Here is an 18,871-nt window from a genome sequence, read left to right as displayed (position 1 = left end):
CTGCTTCTGGCTCTGGGATGCAGCCACTGTCAGTAAACTCGCCCGGGTGTCCGAGCATTCCGTGCAACGCGCCTCGTGGGACCGTCTGACGACGGACGAACTGTACGGCATCGTCCGGTTGCGCAATCGCGTGTTCGCACTCGAGCAACGCGTCTCGGACGAGGACTTCGACGGCCGCGACCGCGAACCCGACACCGAGCACTGGTGGTTCGGAACCGACGCCGAAGCGGTCGGGTACCTGCGGCTGATCCGTCCGGCACCCGGCGAGGTGCACCCGGCGGGCACGGCGGCCCCGGCGTGGGTGATCGGTCGTGTCGCGACGCACCCCGACCACCGCGGCACCGGGATCGCGGCTCGACTGGTCGCGGCGGTGCTCGAGGCCCACGGGCGCGAACCGTTCGTCCTGCACGCGCAGGAGTACGTCGCGGCGCTCTACGAACGGCACGGGTTCGTGCGGTTCGGCGAACCGTACGTGGAGGCCGGCATCCGCCACCTCGGGATGTACCGCGAGTGAGCACCCGCGCCCGCTACGCCGCGTACGCGGACCGGATCGCCTCCGTGTCGCCGACGTACGCCGCATGGGCACGCTCGCTCGACGACGACCTGGTCGGGCTCCTCGACGAGGTCCCGGCGACCCAGCGGCAACCGGAGCTCCTGTTCGCGGTCGCGCGTCGGCTGGGCGCGGATCCGTCGGATCCGGGAGCGCTCCGCGCCCTCGGACGGGAGGCTCGCCCCACGCTCGTCGCGGCCCTCGCCTCCGCCACGGTGCAGGCGAACGACCCGCGGCGGCTCGGTCCGGTCGTCCCGCTGTTCGCGGCGCTCGCCGCGACGGTCTCGCGGCCGATCGGGCTCGTCGACATCGGTGCGTCCGCCGGGCTGTGCTCGATCCCCGACCGCGTGACGCTCGACTACCGAGTCGCGGCCGATCCCGCTTCGGATCGCGCCCCGTCCCGGACATCGCACCCCGTCACTACCGGGTGCGATGACCATCAGGGGGCGCGAACCCGCACCGTGCGGATGGCCACCGCCGCGGTCGACCCGTCGATCAACCTCGTCGCCGACGCATCGGGAGCGGTGCCGGCGCCGGCCACGGCGCCGATCCGGATCGCGGCGCGCGTCGCCCTCGACCCGAACCCGATCGACCTCGCCGCGCCCCACGCGTTCGACCGGTTGGTGGAGGCGGTGCCGCCGGAGGCGCTGGACCGCACCGCCCTGATGCGTGCGGCGGCGCGCGCGACACTCGCCGTGCCTCCCGTCCGGGTCGCCGGCCGCGTGCCGGACGACCTGGACCGTGCACTCGACCTGCTGCCGGACGACTGCGAGCCGGTCGTGCTGACCACCGGGACCCTCGTCTACGTCCCCGGGCCGGATCGCCAACGGTTCGTCGACCGCGTCGCCGAACGCGGCGTGCGCTGGATCGCCCTCGAGCGGACCGGCATCCTGACGGGTGTCGCGGCCACGCTGCCGTCCGACGTCGACGCCGCGGCTCCCGGAACGTTCGCGACCCTGTCGGTCGACGGCGTCGCGGTCGCGGTGTCCGACGCCTTCGGCACCACGATCCGCTGGTTCTGAGAGGGTCGGCGGCCGATTCCGCGACAGTCCAGCGCCATGCCAGGGTCGACATCGACGGCACCCCTACGATGTGCGAGACCCGTTACCCGAATGTGATCGGACCGTCGTGACCACCATCCCCGCGGACGAGCTCAGCGAGCTCGCCAAGCACGTGCTCGCCTTCGAGCACGAGCGTGCGCGGCACGACCGGACGAAGGAAGCCGAGATCCGGGTCGAGTTCGACATGTCGCCGGCGCGCTACTACCAGGTGCTCAACCGGGTGATCGACTCCCCTGCGGCGCTGGCGTACGACCCGCAGCTCGTCGGGCGACTGCAGCGACTGCGCCGTGCGCGGACGAGCGCGCGGGCGAACCGCAGCTTCGTCCAGCCGGCGACCGCCACCGGAACCGAAGAGGAACGATGACGAGATTCCCCCATGACCGCTTCGACGACGTGACCGACGGGCCACGAGTCGGTGCGCACCGCGGCATGCACCGGCGGGGACGCGGCTGGATCGCGTTCGCGTGGGCGGCGCTCGCGACGGGCGTGCTGGTCGGCATCGGGGTGCTCGTCCTCGCGCTCCTGAACGGCAGCTACTCGTTCACCGGCGACTCGTCGTCCGCGCCGTCGGCGTCGGCGTCGTCGTCCGCTTCGCCGTCTGCGTCCTCGTCGCCGGACGGTTCCTCGTCGTCTTCGTCGTCGGAGGCCGCTGCCGCGACGCCGTCGGACCAGGGCAGCACGACGCTCGTCGTCCTGAACGGCACGTCGACGCCCGGGCTTGCGGCCTCGGGCACGTCGAAGCTGACCGCAGCTGGGTGGAAGGTGACCTCGAGCGGCAACGCCGGGACCACGGGCACCGCGTCGACGATCGTGTACTACCAGCAGGAGTCGCAGGCCGCGCTCGCGAAGGGGATCGCGCAGTCCCTCGGGGTCACCGCCGTGGAACAGTCGGCGGCGTTCCCGAATGCCGACATCAGTGTCGTGCTCGGGGCCGACTTCAGCGGTTGAGTCTTCCTTTTGTAACAACTGTGTTTCCGGCACGTTGAGTTCCGGCGGAATCGTCGTGAAATACCCGTCACACCCCTTGCCGAATCGCGCTTCCTGATTAGAGTCACAAGTGGTCACCCCGTGATCGGAATGTCGTCGCACCTCGGTACGCACGCCAGGAAAGCCCGGGACTCGGACCCGCGGCGCCTCCCGACGGTGCCGTCGATCGCAACAGCAGTACCGCAGGGAGCAACAGATCATGGCCAACGGAACCGTCAAGTGGTTCAACGCTGAAAAGGGCTTCGGCTTCATCACCGTCGATGGAGGGGGCCAGGACGTGTTCGTCCACTACTCGGCCATCGACATGAGCGGCTACAAGGTCCTCGAAGAGGGTCAGGCAGTGACGTTCGACGTCGGCACGGGGTCCAAGGGCCCGCAGGCCGAGTCGGTGCGTCCGGCCTAGTCGCCGAACCACTCGCGAACGCGTCGTCCCGTCGGGGCGGCGCGTTCGTTCGTGTGGGGTGGCGTGTTCGTTCGTGCGGGGGCGTCGCGCTCGCTCGTGCGGGGCGTCGTGTGTTGCACTCTCAGGGGGTGAGTGCCAGAATCGGGATTGGCACTCGGTCGTACTGAGTGCCAGAAGACCCCCACGACGTCCGGGAGGGACGAGAAACTCACATGGCTAAGATCATTGCTTTCGACGAGGAGGCCCGCCGTGGCCTCGAGCGCGGCCTGAACCAGCTGGCCGACGCCGTGAAGGTGACGCTCGGCCCGCGCGGCCGCAACGTCGTCCTCGAGAAGAAGTGGGGCGCCCCCACGATCACGAACGACGGTGTCTCCATCGCCAAGGAGATCGAGCTCGACGACCCGTACGAGAAGATCGGTGCGGAGCTCGTCAAGGAGGTCGCCAAGAAGACCGACGACGTCGCCGGTGACGGTACGACCACCGCGACCGTGCTCGCCCAGGCCCTCGTCCGCGAAGGCCTCCGCAACGTCGCCGCCGGTGCCGACCCCGTCTCGCTGAAGCGCGGCATCGAGAAGGCCGTCGCGGCCGTCTCGGACCAGCTGCTCGCGAACGCCAAGGACATCGAGACCAAGGACCAGATCGCCGCCACCGCGTCGATCTCCGCCGCGGACCCGACGATCGGCGCGCTCATCGCCGAGGCCATCGACAAGGTCGGCAAGGAAGGCGTCGTCACCGTCGAGGAGTCGAACACCTTCGGCACCGAGCTCGAGCTCACCGAGGGCATGCGCTTCGACAAGGGCTACCTGTCGCAGTACTTCGTCACCGACCCCGAGCGTCAGGAAGCCGTCTTCGAGGACGCCTACATCCTGATCGTCAACTCGAAGATCTCGAACATCAAGGACCTCCTGCCGGTCGTCGACAAGGTGATCCAGGCGGGCAAGCAGCTCCTGATCATCGCCGAGGACGTCGACGGCGAAGCGCTCGCGACCCTCGTCGTGAACAAGATCCGCGGCATCTTCAAGTCCGTCGCCGTCAAGGCCCCGGGCTTCGGCGACCGTCGCAAGGCGATGCTGCAGGACATCGCGATCCTCACCGGCGGCCAGGTCATCTCGGAAGAGGTCGGCCTCAAGCTCGAGAACGCCACGCTCGACCTGCTCGGCAAGGCCCGCAAGGTCATCATCACCAAGGACGAGACCACCATCGTCGAGGGTGCTGGCGACGAGGAGCAGATCGCCGGCCGCGTCCGTCAGATCCGCTCCGAGATCGAGGCGACCGACTCCGACTACGACCGCGAGAAGCTCCAGGAGCGCCTCGCGAAGCTCGCCGGTGGCGTGGCCGTCATCAAGGCGGGTGCCGCGACCGAGGTCGAGCTCAAGGAGCGCAAGCACCGCATCGAGGACGCCGTCCGCAACGCGAAGGCAGCCGTCGAAGAGGGCATCGTCGCCGGTGGTGGTGTCGCCCTCATCCAGGCCGGTGCCGTGGCGCTCGAGTCCCTCTCGCTCGAGGGTGACGAGGCGACCGGTGCGAACATCGTCCGCGTGGCGATCGACGCGCCGCTCAAGCAGATCGCGCTCAACGCCGGCATGGAGCCGGGCGTCGTCGCTGCTCGCGTCCGCGAGCTCGAGTCGGGCTGGGGCCTCAACGCCGCGACCGGTGAGTACGTCGACCTGATCGCCGCCGGCATCATCGACCCGGCCAAGGTGACCCGCTCGGCGCTGCAGAACGCCGCGTCGATCGCTGGTCTGTTCCTCACGACCGAGGCCGTCGTCGCCGACAAGCCGGAGCGCACCCCTGCTGCTCCCGCCGGCGACCCGACGGGTGGCATGGACTTCTAGTCCGTCGTTCTCGAAGGCCCCCGCACGCTGCGCGTGCGGGGGCCTTCCGCGTGCGGGGGGCGTGCGCGGGGTCGGGTGCGCGCGGCCGGGCGCTCGTCGACCGGTCGCAACACCCCGTTCACTTCCACCGAGTGGTCACAAGTTGTCGGGTGGCGAGGCTTCAGACGACGGTCCGTGACCAGTGGGCAGCACTCTGACGGGGTGTCGTGACCAGTGGTGAGCGCCCGCCCGCGAGCTGAGTCCCACACAGGAGGTCCCACACAGGAGGCTCCAATCCCGTCGCTCTCCACCGTTTCGTCCGGCGCTGAGCGGCTTCCGGGCATGTCGACGCACGATCAGGGATGCCGCACCCACGACCGCTGCCCGATGTCCTCTTGCACCGCGCCTTCCGCGTCTCCGACGCTGCCGCCCACGGCGTGAACGCCGAACGGCTCCGTCGCTCGGACCTGTCGAGGCCCGTCCACGGGGTCAGAGCCGCCGTGGACAGTCGCGGGTTCGAGTCGTTCGTCACTGCCCTGTCCCTCGTGATGCGGCCCGATCAGTTCTTCAGCCACACGACGGCCGCGCGACTCTGGGGTGCACCCCTGCCGAAGGCGGTACAGGACGATCCGGCCGTCCATGTGTCGACGGCCTCGGACGCTCCACGAATGCGCCGCCCGAACGTCCGGGGCCACCGTCTCTCTGCCGCCGGTGTCGCGGAGTCGGGCGGACGACGGCTCGCCACGCCGGCTGATTCCTGGGCACAGTGCGCCTCGCTCCTCGGCACCCGTGCACTCGTCGCCGTCGGGGACCACTTCGTCGGGCGGAACCACTTCGAGACGACGATGGAGGACCTGGCCGACGCGATCATCCCGGGTTCGCGGTCCTCGATCGCAGCGCGGACCGCGGTCGGCCTCGTGCGGGTCGGCGCGGAATCGGCGATGGAGACCTGGTTCCGGCTGGCGATCGTCGACGCCGGGTTCCCGGAGCCGGAGCTGAACGTCGAGGTGCGAGACGCGAACCGGCAGTTGCTCGGCCGCGTGGACATGGCCTGGCCCGAGTTGCGCATCGCGTTCGAGTACGACGGCGATCATCATCGCGCGCGCGACGTTTTTCATCACGACCAGCGGCGCGACAACGGGTTCGTCGTCAACGGCTGGATCGCCGTGCACGCCACATCAGCCGACGCGCATCGTCCCGCCGTCGTGTTCGAGCGTCTCCGCCAGGCGTTCGAGCTGCGACTGGGCACAGATCGTCGGTCCGCCGCATGAGGCCGAGCACGCCGCACCAGTCGCGGCGCCTCGAGTGGTCACGACTCCCCGTTGGCTCACCTCCGACCGGTCGCAGAACGTCGGGCGAGAACCCGCCGAACGACGACTTGCGGCCACTCGGCGGAGCTGAGCGGGGTGTTGTGACCGGTCGGGGGGGGGCGCCGGGCGGGCGCCGGCTCAGGACAGTGCGGGGGGGGGGCGCCGGGCGGGCGCCGGCTCAGGACAGGGCGGGGGCGCCGGGCGGCGGGGCGCCGGCCCAGGACGGGGGGCGCCGGGCGGCGGGCGCCGGGTCAGGACAGGGTGGGGGCGGCGGGGGACTCCGGGGCGGGCGGGGTGTAGTCGCGGGGGAGCAGGGGGAGCCAGATGCGGAAGGTGGCGCCGCCTCCCTCGGTGTCGATGACCTCCACCGAACCCTGGTGTGCGGCGACGATCCCGGACACGATCGCGAGGCCGAGCCCCGAGCCGCCGGTGTCCCGCGCGCGGGAGGTGTCCGCACGCCAGAAGCGCTGGAAGATCTTGTCGCGGAGCTGCGGCGGGATGCCCTCGCCGTGGTCGATGACGTCGATGTGCGCCATGCCGCGGTCGTCGTCCACGCCGATGCCGATCTCGATCGGGTCGTCGTGCTCGGTGAACCGCATGGCGTTGCCCATCAGGTTCGTCACGACCTGCCGGATCTTGTTCTCCTCCGCCAGGACGATCGGCGGGCGCTTCGGCATCACGACGGTGGGCAGCGGCGTCGTCTCGTCCGTCGGCGGTGCGTCCAGGTTCATCGCGCGGTTCCGGCGGGCACGCAGCCGGGCGAGGGTCTGACGGGAGAACGCGATCGGACCGGTGGTGTTGGCGGACGGCGACGCCGGAGCGGAGTCCGATGACGGGGAGACCGCGGCCGGTCCGAACGCCGACGGTGCACGCACGGCCTGCGGCACGTCCTCGACGAGCACCTGGATCTCGCGGTCGGGGTTCGACGCCATGGTGTCGAGCGCCGAGTCGCGGGCGATCGCCACGAGGTCCACGGGGCCGAGCTCGAGCGGCTTCGACTCGTCGATGCGTGCGAGCTGGAGGAGGTCCTGCACGAGGAGCCCCATGCGCTGGGCTTCCTTCTCGATGCGGCTCATCGCCTGGGCGACGTCCTCTTCCTTGCGAAGCGCACCCATCCGGTACAGCTCGGCGTACCCGCGGAGGGACACCAGGGGCGTGCGGAGTTCGTGCGACGCGTCGCCGACGAACCGGCGCATCTGGTCGATGGTGCGCTGCCGGTCTTCGAACGCGCTGTCGATCCGTTCGAGCATCGCGTTCAACGAGCGGTTGAGTCGGCCGACCTCGGTGTTGGGAGTGTCGTCCTCGAGACGCTGGTTGAAGTCACCGGCGGCGAACCGGGCGGCGGTGTCCTCGACGTCGCGCAGCGGGTCGAAGGTGGCGGTCACGAGGAGCCGGGTGAGCATCGCGCCGAGCAGGATCACCGATATGCCGAAGCCCAGGAAGATGACCGTGAACCGCGCGATGGTCTGGTCGGTGTCCGCGCTGGACACGGCGACGAGGACGTAACCGGTCTCGGTGGCACCGGTCGACAGGTTCTGCAGGTTCGCCGGGATCACCTGCGCGCGCCACTCGTGGTTGTGCTGCTTGTCGTAGAGGCTGAACGGGGCGTTCGCCTTCGTCGCCGCGGAGAAGTTCACCGACGAGATGTCCGGCTGCGACGTCGACTGCGTGTCGCAGATCTGCTTGCCGTCCCCGTCGTAGGCGGCGACGTACGAGCTCTTCTCGAGCACCATGGTGAGCTTGCAGTACTGCTCACCGTCGCTGATGTTCTGCCCCTCGAGCTGCGACGTCGTCGTCGTCACCTGGTTGTCCAGACGAGAGACCAGGTAGGTCGACAGCACGGTCATGGTGCCGAGACCGGCGACGAGCAGTCCGAGCGCGACCAGGAGCACCGTGATCCCGGTGATCTTGGTGCGCAGGGAGATGCCGTCCCACCAGCGGTTCATTCTGGAGTGCATGCTGCCTCAACGGTAGACGGCGCCCGTCCGGCGAAACCGGACGAGCGCCGTGAAGAACGCGACGAACGCGAACGCCTCAGGAGGCCTTCGACGCCTTGAGCATGTAGCCGAACCCACGCTTGGTCTGGATGATCGGCTCGGTCGAGTACTGGTCGAGCTTCCGACGCAGGTACGAGATGTAGGACTCGACGATGCCTGCGTCCCCGTTGAAGTCGTACTCCCACACGTGGTCGAGGATCTGCGCCTTCGACAACACGCGGTTGGGGTTGAGCATGAGGTAGCGGAGGAGCTTGAACTCGGTGGGGGAGAGCTCGATCTGCGCGTCGCCGATGGTGACCTCGTGCGTGTCCTGGTCCATCGTGAGCTCGCCGGCGCGGATGATCGCGTCTTCCTCGTCGTTCATCGTGCGACGGAGGATCGCCTTGATGCGGGCGACGATCTCGTCGAGCGAGAACGGCTTCGTGACGTAGTCGTCGCCGCCGACGGTGAGGCCGGTGATCTTGTCCTCGGTGTCGTCCTTCGCCGTGAGGAACAGGATCGGCGAGGTGTACCCGGAGGAACGGAGGCGCTTGGTGACGCCGAACCCGTTCATGTCGGGGAGCATGACGTCGAGGATGATCAGGTCCGGCTCTTCCTCGAGCACGGCGGAGATCGCCTGCGCGCCGTTCCCGACCGCACGCACGGCGAACCCGGCGAAGCGGAGCGAGGTCGTGAGGAGATCGCGGATGTTCGGCTCGTCGTCGACGATCAGGATCTTGGGGCCATCGGTCATGACCCCATCCTCTGACCGTTGGCTAAACGTTTCCTGAGAGCGAAGCAGACGTCACCTGGTCGGCGTCGAGGATCGTGTACGAGTACCCCTGCTCCGCGAGGAACCGCTGCCGGTTCTGCGCGAAGTCCTGGTCCACCGTGTCCCGCGTCACGAGCGTGTAGAACGAAGCCGGCAAGCCGTCCTTGTTCGGCCGCAGGAGTCGCCCGAGCCGCTGCGCCTCTTCCTGCCGCGACCCGAACGAGCCCGAGATCTGGATGGCGACCGTGGCGTCCGGCAGGTCGACCGAGAAGTTCGCCACCTTCGACACGACGAGCACGTCGATCGAGCGCTCGCGGAACGCCTGGAACAGCCGCTCCCGCTCGTCGATGGGCGTCGCGCCGGTGATCTCGGCGGCATCGAGCGAGGCGGCCAAGGAGTCCAGTTGGTCGATGTACTGCCCGATCACCAGGATCTGCTCGCCGCGGTGCCGCTCGATGAGCGAGCGCACCACCGGGGTCTTCGCCGGGGTCGTCGCCGCGAGCCGGTATCGCTCGTCGTCGCCGGACGCCGCGTACTCCAGCCGGTCCTCGTGCGGCAGGTCGATCCGCACCTCGTAGCACTCAGCGGGGGAGATGTAGCCCTGGGCCTCGATCTCCTTCCACGGTGCGTCGTACCGCTTCGGGCCGATGAGGGAGAACACGTCGCCTTCGCGGCCGTCCTCGCGCACCAGGGTGGCGGTGAGGCCCAGGCGTCGTCGGGCCTGCAGGTCGGCGGTCAGCTTGAAGACCGGCGCCGGCAGCAGGTGCACCTCGTCGTAGACCACGAGGCCCCAGTCGAGCGCGTCGAGGAGTGACAGGTGCGTGTACTCGCCCTTCCGGCGGGCGGTGAGGATCTGGTACGTCGCGATCGTGACCGGCCGGATCTCCTTGACGCTGCCGGAGTACTCGCCGATCTCGTCCTCGGTCAGGCTGGTCCGGCGCAGCAGCTCGGAGCGCCACTGCCTGGCGGACACGGTGTTCGTCACGAGGATGAGCGTCGTGGCCTTGACGGTCGCCATCGCCCCGGCGCCGACGAGCGTCTTGCCGGCACCACATGGCAGCACGACGACACCGGACCCCTGCGCGAAGAAGCTGCCGACGGCGTCCTCCTGGTAGGGGCGGAGACTCCACGAGGAGGTGTCGAGGTCGATGGCGTGGGGCTGCCCCGGCGTGTACCCGGCGAGGTCCTCCGCCGGCCAGCCGATCTTCACGAGCTCCTGCTTGACCTGCCCGCGGGCCCACTGCTGCAACTCGATGGCGGTGTCCGAGCGCTTGTCGCCGAGCAGCGGCTTGATGCGCTTCGAGCGGACCACCTCGGCGAGGACCGACGGGTCCGTCGCCGTGAGCAGGAGGGTCGGCTGCCGCTCGAGTGCTTCGCCGGGGGAGTTCGCGATGACCGGCGCGTCCACGGGGTCCTCACGCCGGATCACGAGGCGTCCGTACCGGGAGACGGTGTCGCGGATGTCCACGGTGACGCTCTGCGGCACCGGGAACTTCGCGAAGCGCTCGAGCGTGTCGATCATGGACTCCGCGTCGTGCCCGGCGGCGCGCGCGTTCCACAGGCCGAGGCGCGTGATGCGGTAGGTGTGCACGTGTTCCGGCGCGCGCTCGAGCTCGGCGAACACGGCGAGCTCGTGGCGCGCGTCCTCGGCGTCGGGGTGCGCGACCTCGAGCAGTACCGTGCGGTCGCTCTGGACGATCAGCGGTCCGTTCATGACCTTCTAGCCTAGCCGAGCACGCCTGGGTCAGGCTTCGCTGTCGACGGACACGACGAGCGACAGCGGCAGGGTGCGTTCGACGTCCGCCGCGATGTCCTTGCCGCGGATGCGTCCGGCGGCGACCGAGGTCGGCACGATCGAGAACGGGCGCTCGCTGCCGTCCGGCATCCGGACGACCACGCGGATCGGCGTGCGACCGCGGACGGCGAGGTCGATCTGCCGCCCCAGCCACTCCTGCTCCGGCTCGGCGTCGCCCCGCTGGGTCGTCAGCCGGAGCCGCTCGACGACACCTCTGGCCGCGGCTTCCGGGGACCGGCCGACGGTCCGGCGCCGGCCTGGAGGCTCGTGGCGCGTCTCGGGGCGGGCGCCGGGTTGCAGCACGGCCGGGTAGCGCTGGTCCTCCAGCGCTGCGTGCACCACGTGGGCCGGGTAGCGGGACACCAGGGTCGTCAGGTCGGGGCGCTCCCACGCCAGCTGCCGCAGTTCGGCGTCCACGCCGATGAGGTCGAGCTGGTCGGCGGTCCCGCGGACGACGGTGCCGACGCCGTCGCCCTGCCGGTCGACGACGATGCTGCCGTCCCGGGCGGCGACCTGGTCGACGAGGTACGCCAGCGGCTGCGGGACCCCGGTCAGCCCGATGCGTCCGAAGAGGTCGACGACCTGTTGCCGGGAGCTGCCCGACCGGAGTGCTCGGCGGAGCGAGTCCTCGGAGACGCGGTACCGCGCCGCGAGCCCCGGTGCCTCGAGGTCGGCGACGGTGCGGAGTTCGGCGTCGTCGGCCGGCGCGAGCGGCCCAGGCGCGATGATCGTCAGGTCGTGCTGGAGGTAGACCCCCTCGACCGTGGCGGGCAGGTCGGCCTCCGCCGCACGCTCGGCCGCTGCCCGGTCGTCGCCGAGCAGGACGCGCCCGGTGTCCGTCACGACGCCGTCGACCGTCACGCCGAGCGCAGCGGCCGTGCCGCCGACGTCGAGCAGGACGGCGTCCAGCCACCGCGCGCCGGCCGGGTAGGCCCAGCGGCCGAGGGAGACGAGGTCGCGCCAGTCGCCGTCCGCCACCGCGATGACCTCGCCCACGGCGGGGTCGAGCCCCTCGTGCCAGCGCGCGACGAGCCCGGCCCAACGGCCCGCCCACGGGGTCGTCAGCCACTCGAGGCCGTCGTCGGTCAGGGACCAGGCGCCGTCGGCGGTGCTGGTGAAGCGGATGCGTTCGAGCAGGTCGAGCCGTCCGGGGACGACGTCCGGGTCGGCGCCGGAACGCTCGGCGAGGGCACGCGCGAGTGGTGAGCCGATGCCGCCCTTGACGAGTTCGCGGACACCGCCGTCGTCGACCGCGCGGAGGAGTTCCGCGAGCATCGTCATCGTCGCGAACGCGTGCTCAGCGCCGGTGGTGCGCGGGGTCGTGGACCCGGCCGTCTCCGCGACGGAAGCCTGCTGGCGGGCCGGTGCCGGGCCTCCCGGCTGGTCGAGGGAGACGAGGTCGGGGTGGGCGGCCACGCGTGCCGCGACCGCGTCGTCGACCCTGCCGTCCTCGGCTGCCAGGGCGAGTGCGATCGCCGGGGCCAGGTCGGGCCCGGCGGCGCCGTCGCGGAGGGCGACGAGGGTGCGTCGGGGGAGCCGTTCGATCGCGGCGTCGACCGCGGCGTCCGCGCGGAACGCCTCGGCGAGGTCGAAGAAGTCCGTGACGCTCTGCGGGCCGGTCTCGCCGAGCACCGCGGTCGGGAGCTCGCGCGCGACGATGAGCCGCTCGAGGTCGTCGTCCGGCATCGCCCGCAACCGGGCGGCCAGGTCGGCGGTGGTCGTCATCGTCCTCTGCCGGCGTCCGGAGCGGACGTCAGCGGGCTTCCCGGTTCGCTCGGGCCTTGCGGGTCCACGTGACGCCCAGCAGGACGAAGATCAGCACGAGCGCGATCGGCGGTCCGACGTAGAGGATCCCCAGGACGATGGGCCAGATGCCCGTGCCGGGGATCGTGCCGAGCGTCAGCCAGCCGATGATCATGGCGGCGAAGCACAGGATCGTGAAGACGATGATGCCGCCCACCATGAACGCGAGGGTGCGTTCGGTACGATTGAACGTCGCCGGGGGTTCAGCGGAGTTCCGCGTGTCCCCGGGGGATCGGGTCGGCTTGGCCATCGACCCAGGATATCCGCACCACGGCCGCAGACCTATCGAGGAGTCCACGCATGCCCACCGGCAAGGTCAAGTTCTACGACGACCAGAAGGGGTTCGGGTTCATCACCGGCGACGATGGCGACCAGGTCTTCCTGCACGCCTCCTCGCTCCCGGACGGCGTGACCACCGTGAAGAACGGCACACGGCTCGAGTACGGCGTCGTGCAGGGCAAGCGCGGCTCGCAGGCGCTCTCCGTGCACCTGCTCGACCCACAGCCGTCGCTGGCGAAGATGTCGCGCCGCTCGGCGGACGACATGGCCGTCATCGTGGAGGACCTCGTGAAGGAACTCGACCGGATCAGCGGAGACCTCCGCCACGGTCGCTACCCGAAGAACGGCACACGCCTCGCCGCGATCCTGCGGCACGTCGCAGACCAATTGGACGCATGACCATGACCGACCAGACCGAGCCCCACGAACGGCCAGCGCCCCCGGAGGTCCCCGAGCTCCGCGCGCTCGCCCGCACGGCCCTCCTCGAGGTGACTGCCGAGTCGACCATCGGCGGTGCTGCCGGGACCACGGACGAGGGCGATGGCGTCGTCTCGTACCTGTTCGCCAACCGGATGCCCGGGTACCCGGGGTGGCGTTGGACCGTCAGCATCGCCCAGGTCGAGGGCGACCAACCCACCGTGCTCGAGGTCGAGCTGATGCCCGGCGACGGGTCGCTCGTCGCGCCGGACTGGGTGCCGTGGTCCGAGCGGCTCGCCGAGTACCGCGCGGCGCAGGACGGCCACGACGAGGAGTCCGACGACGCCTCTGACGAGGACGACGAGGACTCCGATGAAGAGGCCGACGACTACGACGAGTCGGACGACGACGAGTCGGACGACGACGACGACGAGTCGGACGACGATGACGACGACTTCGACGACGACGAGGACGACCTCGCCGAGTCGGACGACGACGAGATCGACGGCGTGGACGTCGACGAACTCGACGACACCCCGCCGTCCCGCTGAGACGCCCCCGCAACGACGAAACGCCGCCGGATCCGGCGGCGTTTCGTGTGTTCGGGGGTCTCCGGGCGTCAGCCCTGCAGCGCGCCGACCACGTGGGTGATCGCACCGACGAGCTTCTGCACGTCGTCGGGGTCGATCGCCGTGAAGGTCGCGACGCGGAGCTGGTTCCGCCCGAGCTTCCGGTACGGCTCGGTGTCGACGATGCCGTTCGCCCGCAGGGTCGCGGCGACCGCCTTCGCGTCGATGGAGTCGTCCAGGTCGATCGTGGCGACGACCTGCGACCGGTGGTCAGGGTTCGTCACGAACGGCGTCGCGAAGTCGACCGACTCCGCCCAGTCGTAGAGGATCGACGACGACGTCTTCGTGCGGGTGTCCGCCCACGCGAGCCCGCCGGACTCGTTGATCCACCTGACCTGGTCGTCGAGGAGCAGCAGGGTCGAGATCGCCGGGGTGTTCAGCGTCTGGTTCAGGCGGGAGTTGTCCACGGCGTTCTTGAGGGAGAGGAACTCCGGGATGTACCGGCCGGACGCGGCGATCCGCTCGACGCGCTCGATCGCGGCGGGGGAGAACAGCGCGAGCCACAGGCCGCCGTCCGACGCGAAGTTCTTCTGCGGCGCGAAGTAGTAGACGTCCGTGGCGCTGACGTCGAACGCCGCACCGCCGGCGGCGCTCGTGGCGTCGACCACCGTGAGGGCGCCGTGGTCCCCGGCTGCGCGGACGACCGGAGCCATTACGCCCGTCGAGGTCTCGTTGTGCGGGTACGCGTAGACGTCGACGCCCTCGACGATCTCGAGCGCGGCGAGCGAGCCACCAGGGGCCTCGACCACGTGCGGTGCATCGAGCCACGGTGCACCGGCGGCCTTGGCGAACTTCGAGCCGAACTCGCCGAACGACAGGTTCTCGGCGCGCTGCTCGATCAGTCCGAACGCGGCGGCGTCCCAGAACGCGGTCGATCCGCCGTTGCCGAGGACGACCTCGTAGCCCTCGGGGAGGTCGAACAGGTCGGCCAGGCCCTGGCGGACGGAGCCGACGAGGTCCTTGACGGGCTTCTGGCGGTGGGACGTGCCGAGGATCGTCGCCCCACGGGTCACGAGGGACTCGAGCTGCGCTCCGCGGATCTTGGACGGGCCGCATCCGAAGCGGCCGTCGGTGGGGAGGAATTCGGCGGGGATGACGATGTCTGCCATGGACCGATCCTACCGAGGTGGTATCCCATCGGAATCCTTTACTCGTGCAAGTGTTGGTCGTTCCATGTCGGCCCGAGCAAGTAGGGTGGGCTGCGCTGGGCCCAGTACAGGAGAGGCGGACCGTGACCGATCTCGTCGACACCACGGAGATGTACCTCCGGACGATCCTCGACCTCGAAGAAGAGGGGATCGTCCCGCTGCGCGCGCGCATCTCCGAACGCCTCGGGCACTCCGGACCGACCGTCTCGCAGACGATCGCGCGGATGGAACGGGACGGCCTCGTCGTCGTCTCGGGCGACCGGCACCTCGAACTCACCGACGAGGGACGCTCCCGTGCGACCCACGTCATGCGCAAGCACCGCCTGGCGGAGCGTCTGCTCTCCGACGTCATCGGACTCGACTGGGCGTTCGTCCACGACGAGGCCTGTCGTTGGGAGCACGTCATGAGCGAACAGGTGGAGGTCCGCCTGCTCGAGATGCTCGGCAACCCGACGGAGTCGCCCTACGGCAACCCGATCCCCGGCCTCGCCGAGATCGGCGGCCCTGACGCCGGCGGCTTCCTCGACGGCGTCCGCAACATCGTCGCCGCGACCGAGGGCACCGACGCCGTCGCGACCGGCGTGATCCGTCGTCTGGGTGAACCCGTCCAGTTCGAGCCGGAGCTCCTGCACCAGCTGCGCTCGGCCGGCGTGATGCCCGGTCGGCTCGCGAGTGTGCAGCGAGCAGGGGCCTACGTCGCGGTGCGGGTCGACGGCGAAGACGCTGGGATCGAGCTCCCGGCAGAGGTCGCGCAGCACGTCTACATCGACGCTGCGTAGCCCGTCGGGGTACACGGCCGGGGGACGTCGGCGAACCGCTGCCCCGCGAATTGGGGCGCACGAAAAACCCGGCGCTGACCAGGGCTTCTTTACCGTTCTGTTACAAAGCGGCGTTTTCGTCTCGACAAGGTAACGGTGCACCCGTACACTCGACGAGTCCCCGGGCTGACAGCGACCCGGGAACCCGTGGCAGGACGTCTCGAACCCGTCTCCTGCCTCGATCGGAAACGATGACGAACGGATGGGGTTGCGCACGCACGACGGCCAGCACGGACCACGGCCGGTCGGGCGGGTGATGACGAGACGCCGGAGACCCCCCACCTTGACGCAGACCGGTTCCGCCGCGGACGTGACGCCCGCGAACCCGACGAACTCGACTGACGACGCAGTTGCCCCGCTCACCCGGCGGGCCGCTCGCGAAGCCGAGGCCAAGACCTCCCGACGCTCCAGTCCGACCCGTGCGATGCGCGCGACCGGCACCCACGCGCCGAAGCCCGTCGCGACGCGCACGGCCGCCCCGAGTGACAAGCCGTCCTCGAGCTCGCGCAAGCGCAGGTTCATGGCCCCGATCGTGCTGACGGTCGCCGCCGGCATGTTCGGCACGATGGCCGTCCCCGCCGCCTTCGCCTCGACGCAGCAGTCCGGTGCCTCCGACACCGCGACCGCGCAGCAGGCGATCCGCACGACCCAGAGCCAGCAGCTGTCCGTCTCCGACGCCGCCGCGCTCGCCGACACCAGCCGCGACGGCTACTCGGCGACGTCGTCCGCGACCCTCGCGTCCCAGAAGCACGCGGCCGAGGTCGCCGCCGCCCGCGCCGCGACCGCGAAGCAGTACGCGTCGTACACCGGCCCGACCGCGCAGGACTACCTCGCGAAGTCCAGCACCGCCGCCACGACGACGACCGCACCGGCCGCGAACACCCCGTTCTCGCTGCCGGCCGTCGTCGCCACCGCGAAGCAGTACATCGGCACCCCGTACGTCTTCGGCGGCGCGGACCCGTCCGGGTTCGACTGCTCGGGCTACGTCATGTTCGTGTACGCCCAGTACGGCATCAACCTCGCGCACTCCGTCCCGCTGCAGGACCAGGCCGGCACCACGATCCCCGAGTCCGAGGCGCAGCCCGGCGACGTCGTCATCTTCAACAACGAGGCGCACGACGGCTTCTACATGGGCAACGGCATGATCATGGACGCCCCGAAGCCCGGTGGCTCGGTGTCGATCCGTCCGATCTGGACGAGCGACTACCACATCGTCCGGATGGGTGTCTGACCCGCCCGCGTGGCCTGACGCGAACCTGAACAACCAGAGAACCGGCCCAGCACTCCTCGTGCTTGGCCGGTTTCTGGGTTAACCTGGCGACATCGGCCCGACACGGCCCGAACAGGAGACCCCATGTCATCGTCACGCACGACCCGCACCATGGGTCGGCGCGCGCACGTCGACATATGGTCGACCACGACCTGCGTGCACCTGCACGCCCCAGCGTGATGGAGAGCACTGCCCTGCGGGGTGGTGCTCTTCTTCGTTCCGGGACCGGGTTCGCGGTCACCCGTTCGTCGTCGTCCGGTCCGGTGCCCCGCACCGCCTGGAAGCCGTCCAGGCACGTCGGAAGGGAACCCATGCGCACTCTCGTCCTCAACGCCGGTTACGAGCCCCTCGCGGTCATCTCGTTCCGTCGGGCCCTCGTGCTGGTCATGAACCAGAAGGCCGCCATCGTCGCCGCCGACGCCGAACACCCCGTCACCGGGTCGACGTCGAGCTTCGACCGTCCGTCCGTCATCATCCTCACCAGGTACGTGCGCATCCCGCACTCGAGACTCGTGCCCGTGTCCCGGCGCGGTGTGCTCCGCCGGGATGCCAACCGGTGCGCGTACTGCGACCGGCACGCGACCACGATCGACCACGTGCAGCCGAAGTCGCGCGGGGGCGAGGACTCGTGGGAGAACCTCGTCGCGTGCTGCCTGGCGTGCAACAACGCCAAGGGTGACCGCACGCCGCGGGAGATGGGTTGGCACCTGCGGTTCCGCCCGAAGGCGCCGCACGGTTCGAGCTGGGTCGTGCGCGGCGTCGAGCGCCCGCAGGCCGAGTGGGACGAGTTCCTCATCGCCGCCTGACGGCGGGACAACCGGACTGGAGGCTCGTGGCGGCGCCGCCACGAGCCTCCAGTCCGTCGTGTGGTCACGGCAGACCGCGCGACCGGACGGCGCCGGCCCGTCGGCCCCGCCGAGCGCTAGCGTCGGGCACATGGATGCGCAGGAGATCCGGTCGGCGTTCTTGCGGCACCTGGAGGCGAGCGGGCACGTCGCGATCCGTCCAGCGCCGCTGGTCCCCGCCGACACCAGCACGCTGTTCACCGGCAGTGGGATGCAGGCGCTGCTGCCGTACCTGCTCGGCGTACCGCACCCGGACGGCGTGCGCCTGACCGACAGCCAGCCGTGCGTCCGCGCGCAGGACATCGAGGACGTCGGCGACAACCGGCACACGACGTTCTTCGAGATGCTCGGGAACATGCCAGCCATCCGCACGGTGACGTGAGGACGCGCTGACCGTCACTTCTGAAGGTCTTGACCCGGTGCAAGCCAGCCCGCGCCGGTCCGTGCCCGATAACACACGCCCTCCGCCGGCGCCGCGGGCAGCACGTACATCCACAGCATCTCCCCGAGCGAGTACTCGAGCTTGGAAATGGTCTCCAGATCGGCCCACGTCTGCCCATCGAGGATGCCGGAGAGCGTCTTGTGGTCCACGCCAGCGTCCCGAGCGACAGAGCGAAGCGAACGCTCCCCGATCACCTCTCGGAGCCGCAACGCGAACTGGCGTGCGGACTCACCCGAGGGCACGTCGGATTCTGCCTCCGGCCAATCGGCCGTCAACTCGTTCGCTCGCCTGCGTGCAGTCCTCGCCACGGCCGGATCGTACCGCGCTGCCTCAGCGGAGACGTCAAACGTCGGGCAATGATCTCAAGGCAGGGCCTCCGCCACCACGGACGGGAGGCTCGGTGCCCGTCCGGCGTCGGGCCACTCCGGCACGGAAGCGAGCCGACGCCGCTGACGACTCCACCACCAGCCGCCACGGTCCGGTTTCATCCATCCGGGGTGAGGCGGTCCGGTCCCGGCACCGTCATGGTGGCGGCGATGACGGGGAGGTCGC

General features: G+C 70.1%; 20 protein-coding genes. 13 read left to right on the top strand and 7 right to left on the bottom strand.

Going from position 1 to position 18,871, the window contains the following annotated elements; translation table 11 throughout:
* The first annotated feature begins 46 nt into the window (after positions 1-46).
* The 7 genes from AAEP80_RS00575 to AAEP80_RS00545 all read left to right on the top strand — a co-directional run bounded on the left by AAEP80_RS00575 (position 47) and on the right by AAEP80_RS00545 (position 6,086).
* Positions 47-514 (top strand): GNAT family N-acetyltransferase, encoded by a 468-nt coding sequence (locus AAEP80_RS00575; RefSeq protein ID WP_420365574.1) that lies wholly within the window; start codon positions 47-49, stop codon positions 512-514.
* A complete protein-coding gene (locus AAEP80_RS00570) occupies positions 511-1,572 on the top strand; it encodes a DUF2332 family protein (RefSeq protein WP_420365573.1) in 1,062 nt (353 codons plus the stop codon). The genes AAEP80_RS00575 and AAEP80_RS00570 overlap by 4 nt, the downstream gene beginning before the upstream one ends.
* Positions 1,573-1,678: 106 nt before the next feature.
* A complete protein-coding gene (locus tag AAEP80_RS00565; protein WP_402727139.1) occupies positions 1,679-1,975 on the top strand; it encodes a DUF3263 domain-containing protein in 297 nt (98 codons plus the stop codon).
* Positions 1,972-2,559 (top strand): LytR C-terminal domain-containing protein, encoded by a 588-nt coding sequence (locus AAEP80_RS00560; protein WP_420365572.1) that lies wholly within the window; start codon positions 1,972-1,974, stop codon positions 2,557-2,559. Before AAEP80_RS00565 ends, AAEP80_RS00560 begins: the two co-directional genes overlap by 4 nt.
* 238 nt (positions 2,560-2,797) lie before the next feature.
* Entirely contained in the window at positions 2,798-3,001 is a 204-nt protein-coding gene (locus AAEP80_RS00555; RefSeq protein WP_022903461.1) for a cold-shock protein, read from the top strand.
* 212 nt (positions 3,002-3,213) lie between these two features.
* A complete protein-coding gene (gene groL / locus AAEP80_RS00550; RefSeq protein ID WP_413600894.1) occupies positions 3,214-4,836 on the top strand; it encodes a chaperonin GroEL in 1,623 nt (540 codons plus the stop codon).
* A 341-nt stretch (positions 4,837-5,177) separates the two neighbouring features.
* Positions 5,178-6,086 (top strand): hypothetical protein, encoded by a 909-nt coding sequence (locus AAEP80_RS00545; protein ID WP_420365571.1) that lies wholly within the window; start codon positions 5,178-5,180, stop codon positions 6,084-6,086.
* 290 nt (positions 6,087-6,376) lie between these two features.
* Here the strand turns inward: AAEP80_RS00545 and AAEP80_RS00540 are convergent, their stop codons facing one another.
* The 5 genes from AAEP80_RS00540 to AAEP80_RS00520 form a co-directional block, all read right to left on the bottom strand.
* Positions 6,377-8,083: a sensor histidine kinase gene (locus AAEP80_RS00540; protein ID WP_413600896.1), complete on the bottom strand. Its 1,707-nt coding sequence runs from the start codon at positions 8,081-8,083 to the stop codon at positions 6,377-6,379.
* 76 nt (positions 8,084-8,159) lie between these two features.
* A complete protein-coding gene (locus AAEP80_RS00535) occupies positions 8,160-8,855 on the bottom strand; it encodes a response regulator transcription factor (RefSeq protein ID WP_056120555.1) in 696 nt (231 codons plus the stop codon).
* A gap of 22 nt (positions 8,856-8,877) precedes the next feature.
* A complete protein-coding gene (locus AAEP80_RS00530; protein ID WP_420365570.1) occupies positions 8,878-10,587 on the bottom strand; it encodes a DNA repair helicase XPB in 1,710 nt (569 codons plus the stop codon).
* A gap of 30 nt (positions 10,588-10,617) precedes the next feature.
* Positions 10,618-12,393 carry a helicase-associated domain-containing protein gene (locus tag AAEP80_RS00525; protein ID WP_420365569.1) on the bottom strand — a complete coding sequence of 592 codons (1,776 nt, stop codon included), beginning with the start codon at positions 12,391-12,393 and terminating at the stop codon, positions 10,618-10,620.
* 28 nt (positions 12,394-12,421) lie between these two features.
* Complete coding sequence (locus AAEP80_RS00520) at positions 12,422-12,721, bottom strand: multidrug ABC transporter ATPase (protein ID WP_402727133.1); 300 nt, start codon at positions 12,719-12,721, stop codon at positions 12,422-12,424.
* A gap of 50 nt (positions 12,722-12,771) precedes the next feature.
* On the opposite strand from AAEP80_RS00520, the gene AAEP80_RS00515 reads away from it, so the two are divergent.
* Positions 12,772-13,149, top strand: coding sequence for a cold-shock protein (locus AAEP80_RS00515; RefSeq protein ID WP_281265845.1), 378 nt, complete (start codon positions 12,772-12,774; stop codon positions 13,147-13,149).
* A complete protein-coding gene (locus AAEP80_RS00510; RefSeq protein WP_420365568.1) occupies positions 13,146-13,718 on the top strand; it encodes a DUF3027 domain-containing protein in 573 nt (190 codons plus the stop codon). The genes AAEP80_RS00515 and AAEP80_RS00510 overlap by 4 nt, the downstream gene beginning before the upstream one ends.
* A gap of 68 nt (positions 13,719-13,786) precedes the next feature.
* Here the strand turns inward: AAEP80_RS00510 and serC are convergent, their stop codons facing one another.
* On the bottom strand, positions 13,787-14,905 hold the full coding sequence (gene serC / locus AAEP80_RS00505) for a phosphoserine transaminase (protein ID WP_420365567.1): 1,119 nt from the start codon (positions 14,903-14,905) through the stop codon (positions 13,787-13,789).
* 122 nt (positions 14,906-15,027) lie between these two features.
* On the opposite strand from serC, the gene AAEP80_RS00500 reads away from it, so the two are divergent.
* The 4 genes from AAEP80_RS00500 to AAEP80_RS00485 all read left to right on the top strand — a co-directional run bounded on the left by AAEP80_RS00500 (position 15,028) and on the right by AAEP80_RS00485 (position 18,259).
* Positions 15,028-15,723: a metal-dependent transcriptional regulator gene (locus AAEP80_RS00500; RefSeq protein ID WP_281265842.1), complete on the top strand. Its 696-nt coding sequence runs from the start codon at positions 15,028-15,030 to the stop codon at positions 15,721-15,723.
* A gap of 322 nt (positions 15,724-16,045) precedes the next feature.
* Positions 16,046-16,993, top strand: a complete 948-nt coding sequence (locus AAEP80_RS00495; RefSeq protein ID WP_420365566.1) for a C40 family peptidase — start codon at positions 16,046-16,048, stop codon at positions 16,991-16,993.
* Positions 16,994-17,343: 350 nt separating this feature from the next.
* Positions 17,344-17,838: an HNH endonuclease gene (locus tag AAEP80_RS00490; RefSeq protein ID WP_413600902.1), complete on the top strand. Its 495-nt coding sequence runs from the start codon at positions 17,344-17,346 to the stop codon at positions 17,836-17,838.
* Between the two features lie 130 nt (positions 17,839-17,968).
* Positions 17,969-18,259, top strand: a complete 291-nt coding sequence (locus AAEP80_RS00485) for an alanine--tRNA ligase-related protein (protein WP_420365565.1) — start codon at positions 17,969-17,971, stop codon at positions 18,257-18,259.
* 14 nt (positions 18,260-18,273) lie between these two features.
* Here AAEP80_RS00485 and AAEP80_RS00480 read toward each other — a convergent pair whose 3' ends face one another.
* Complete coding sequence (locus AAEP80_RS00480; protein ID WP_420365564.1) at positions 18,274-18,627, bottom strand: hypothetical protein; 354 nt, start codon at positions 18,625-18,627, stop codon at positions 18,274-18,276.
* Between the last annotated feature and the right edge of the window lie 244 nt (positions 18,628-18,871).

Source organism: Curtobacterium sp. L3-7 (assembly GCF_048756585.1).
Taxonomy (GTDB): domain Bacteria; phylum Actinomycetota; class Actinomycetes; order Actinomycetales; family Microbacteriaceae; genus Curtobacterium.
Note: the sequence above shows the minus strand (reverse complement) of the source record. Positions and strands in the feature narration are given on the sequence as shown.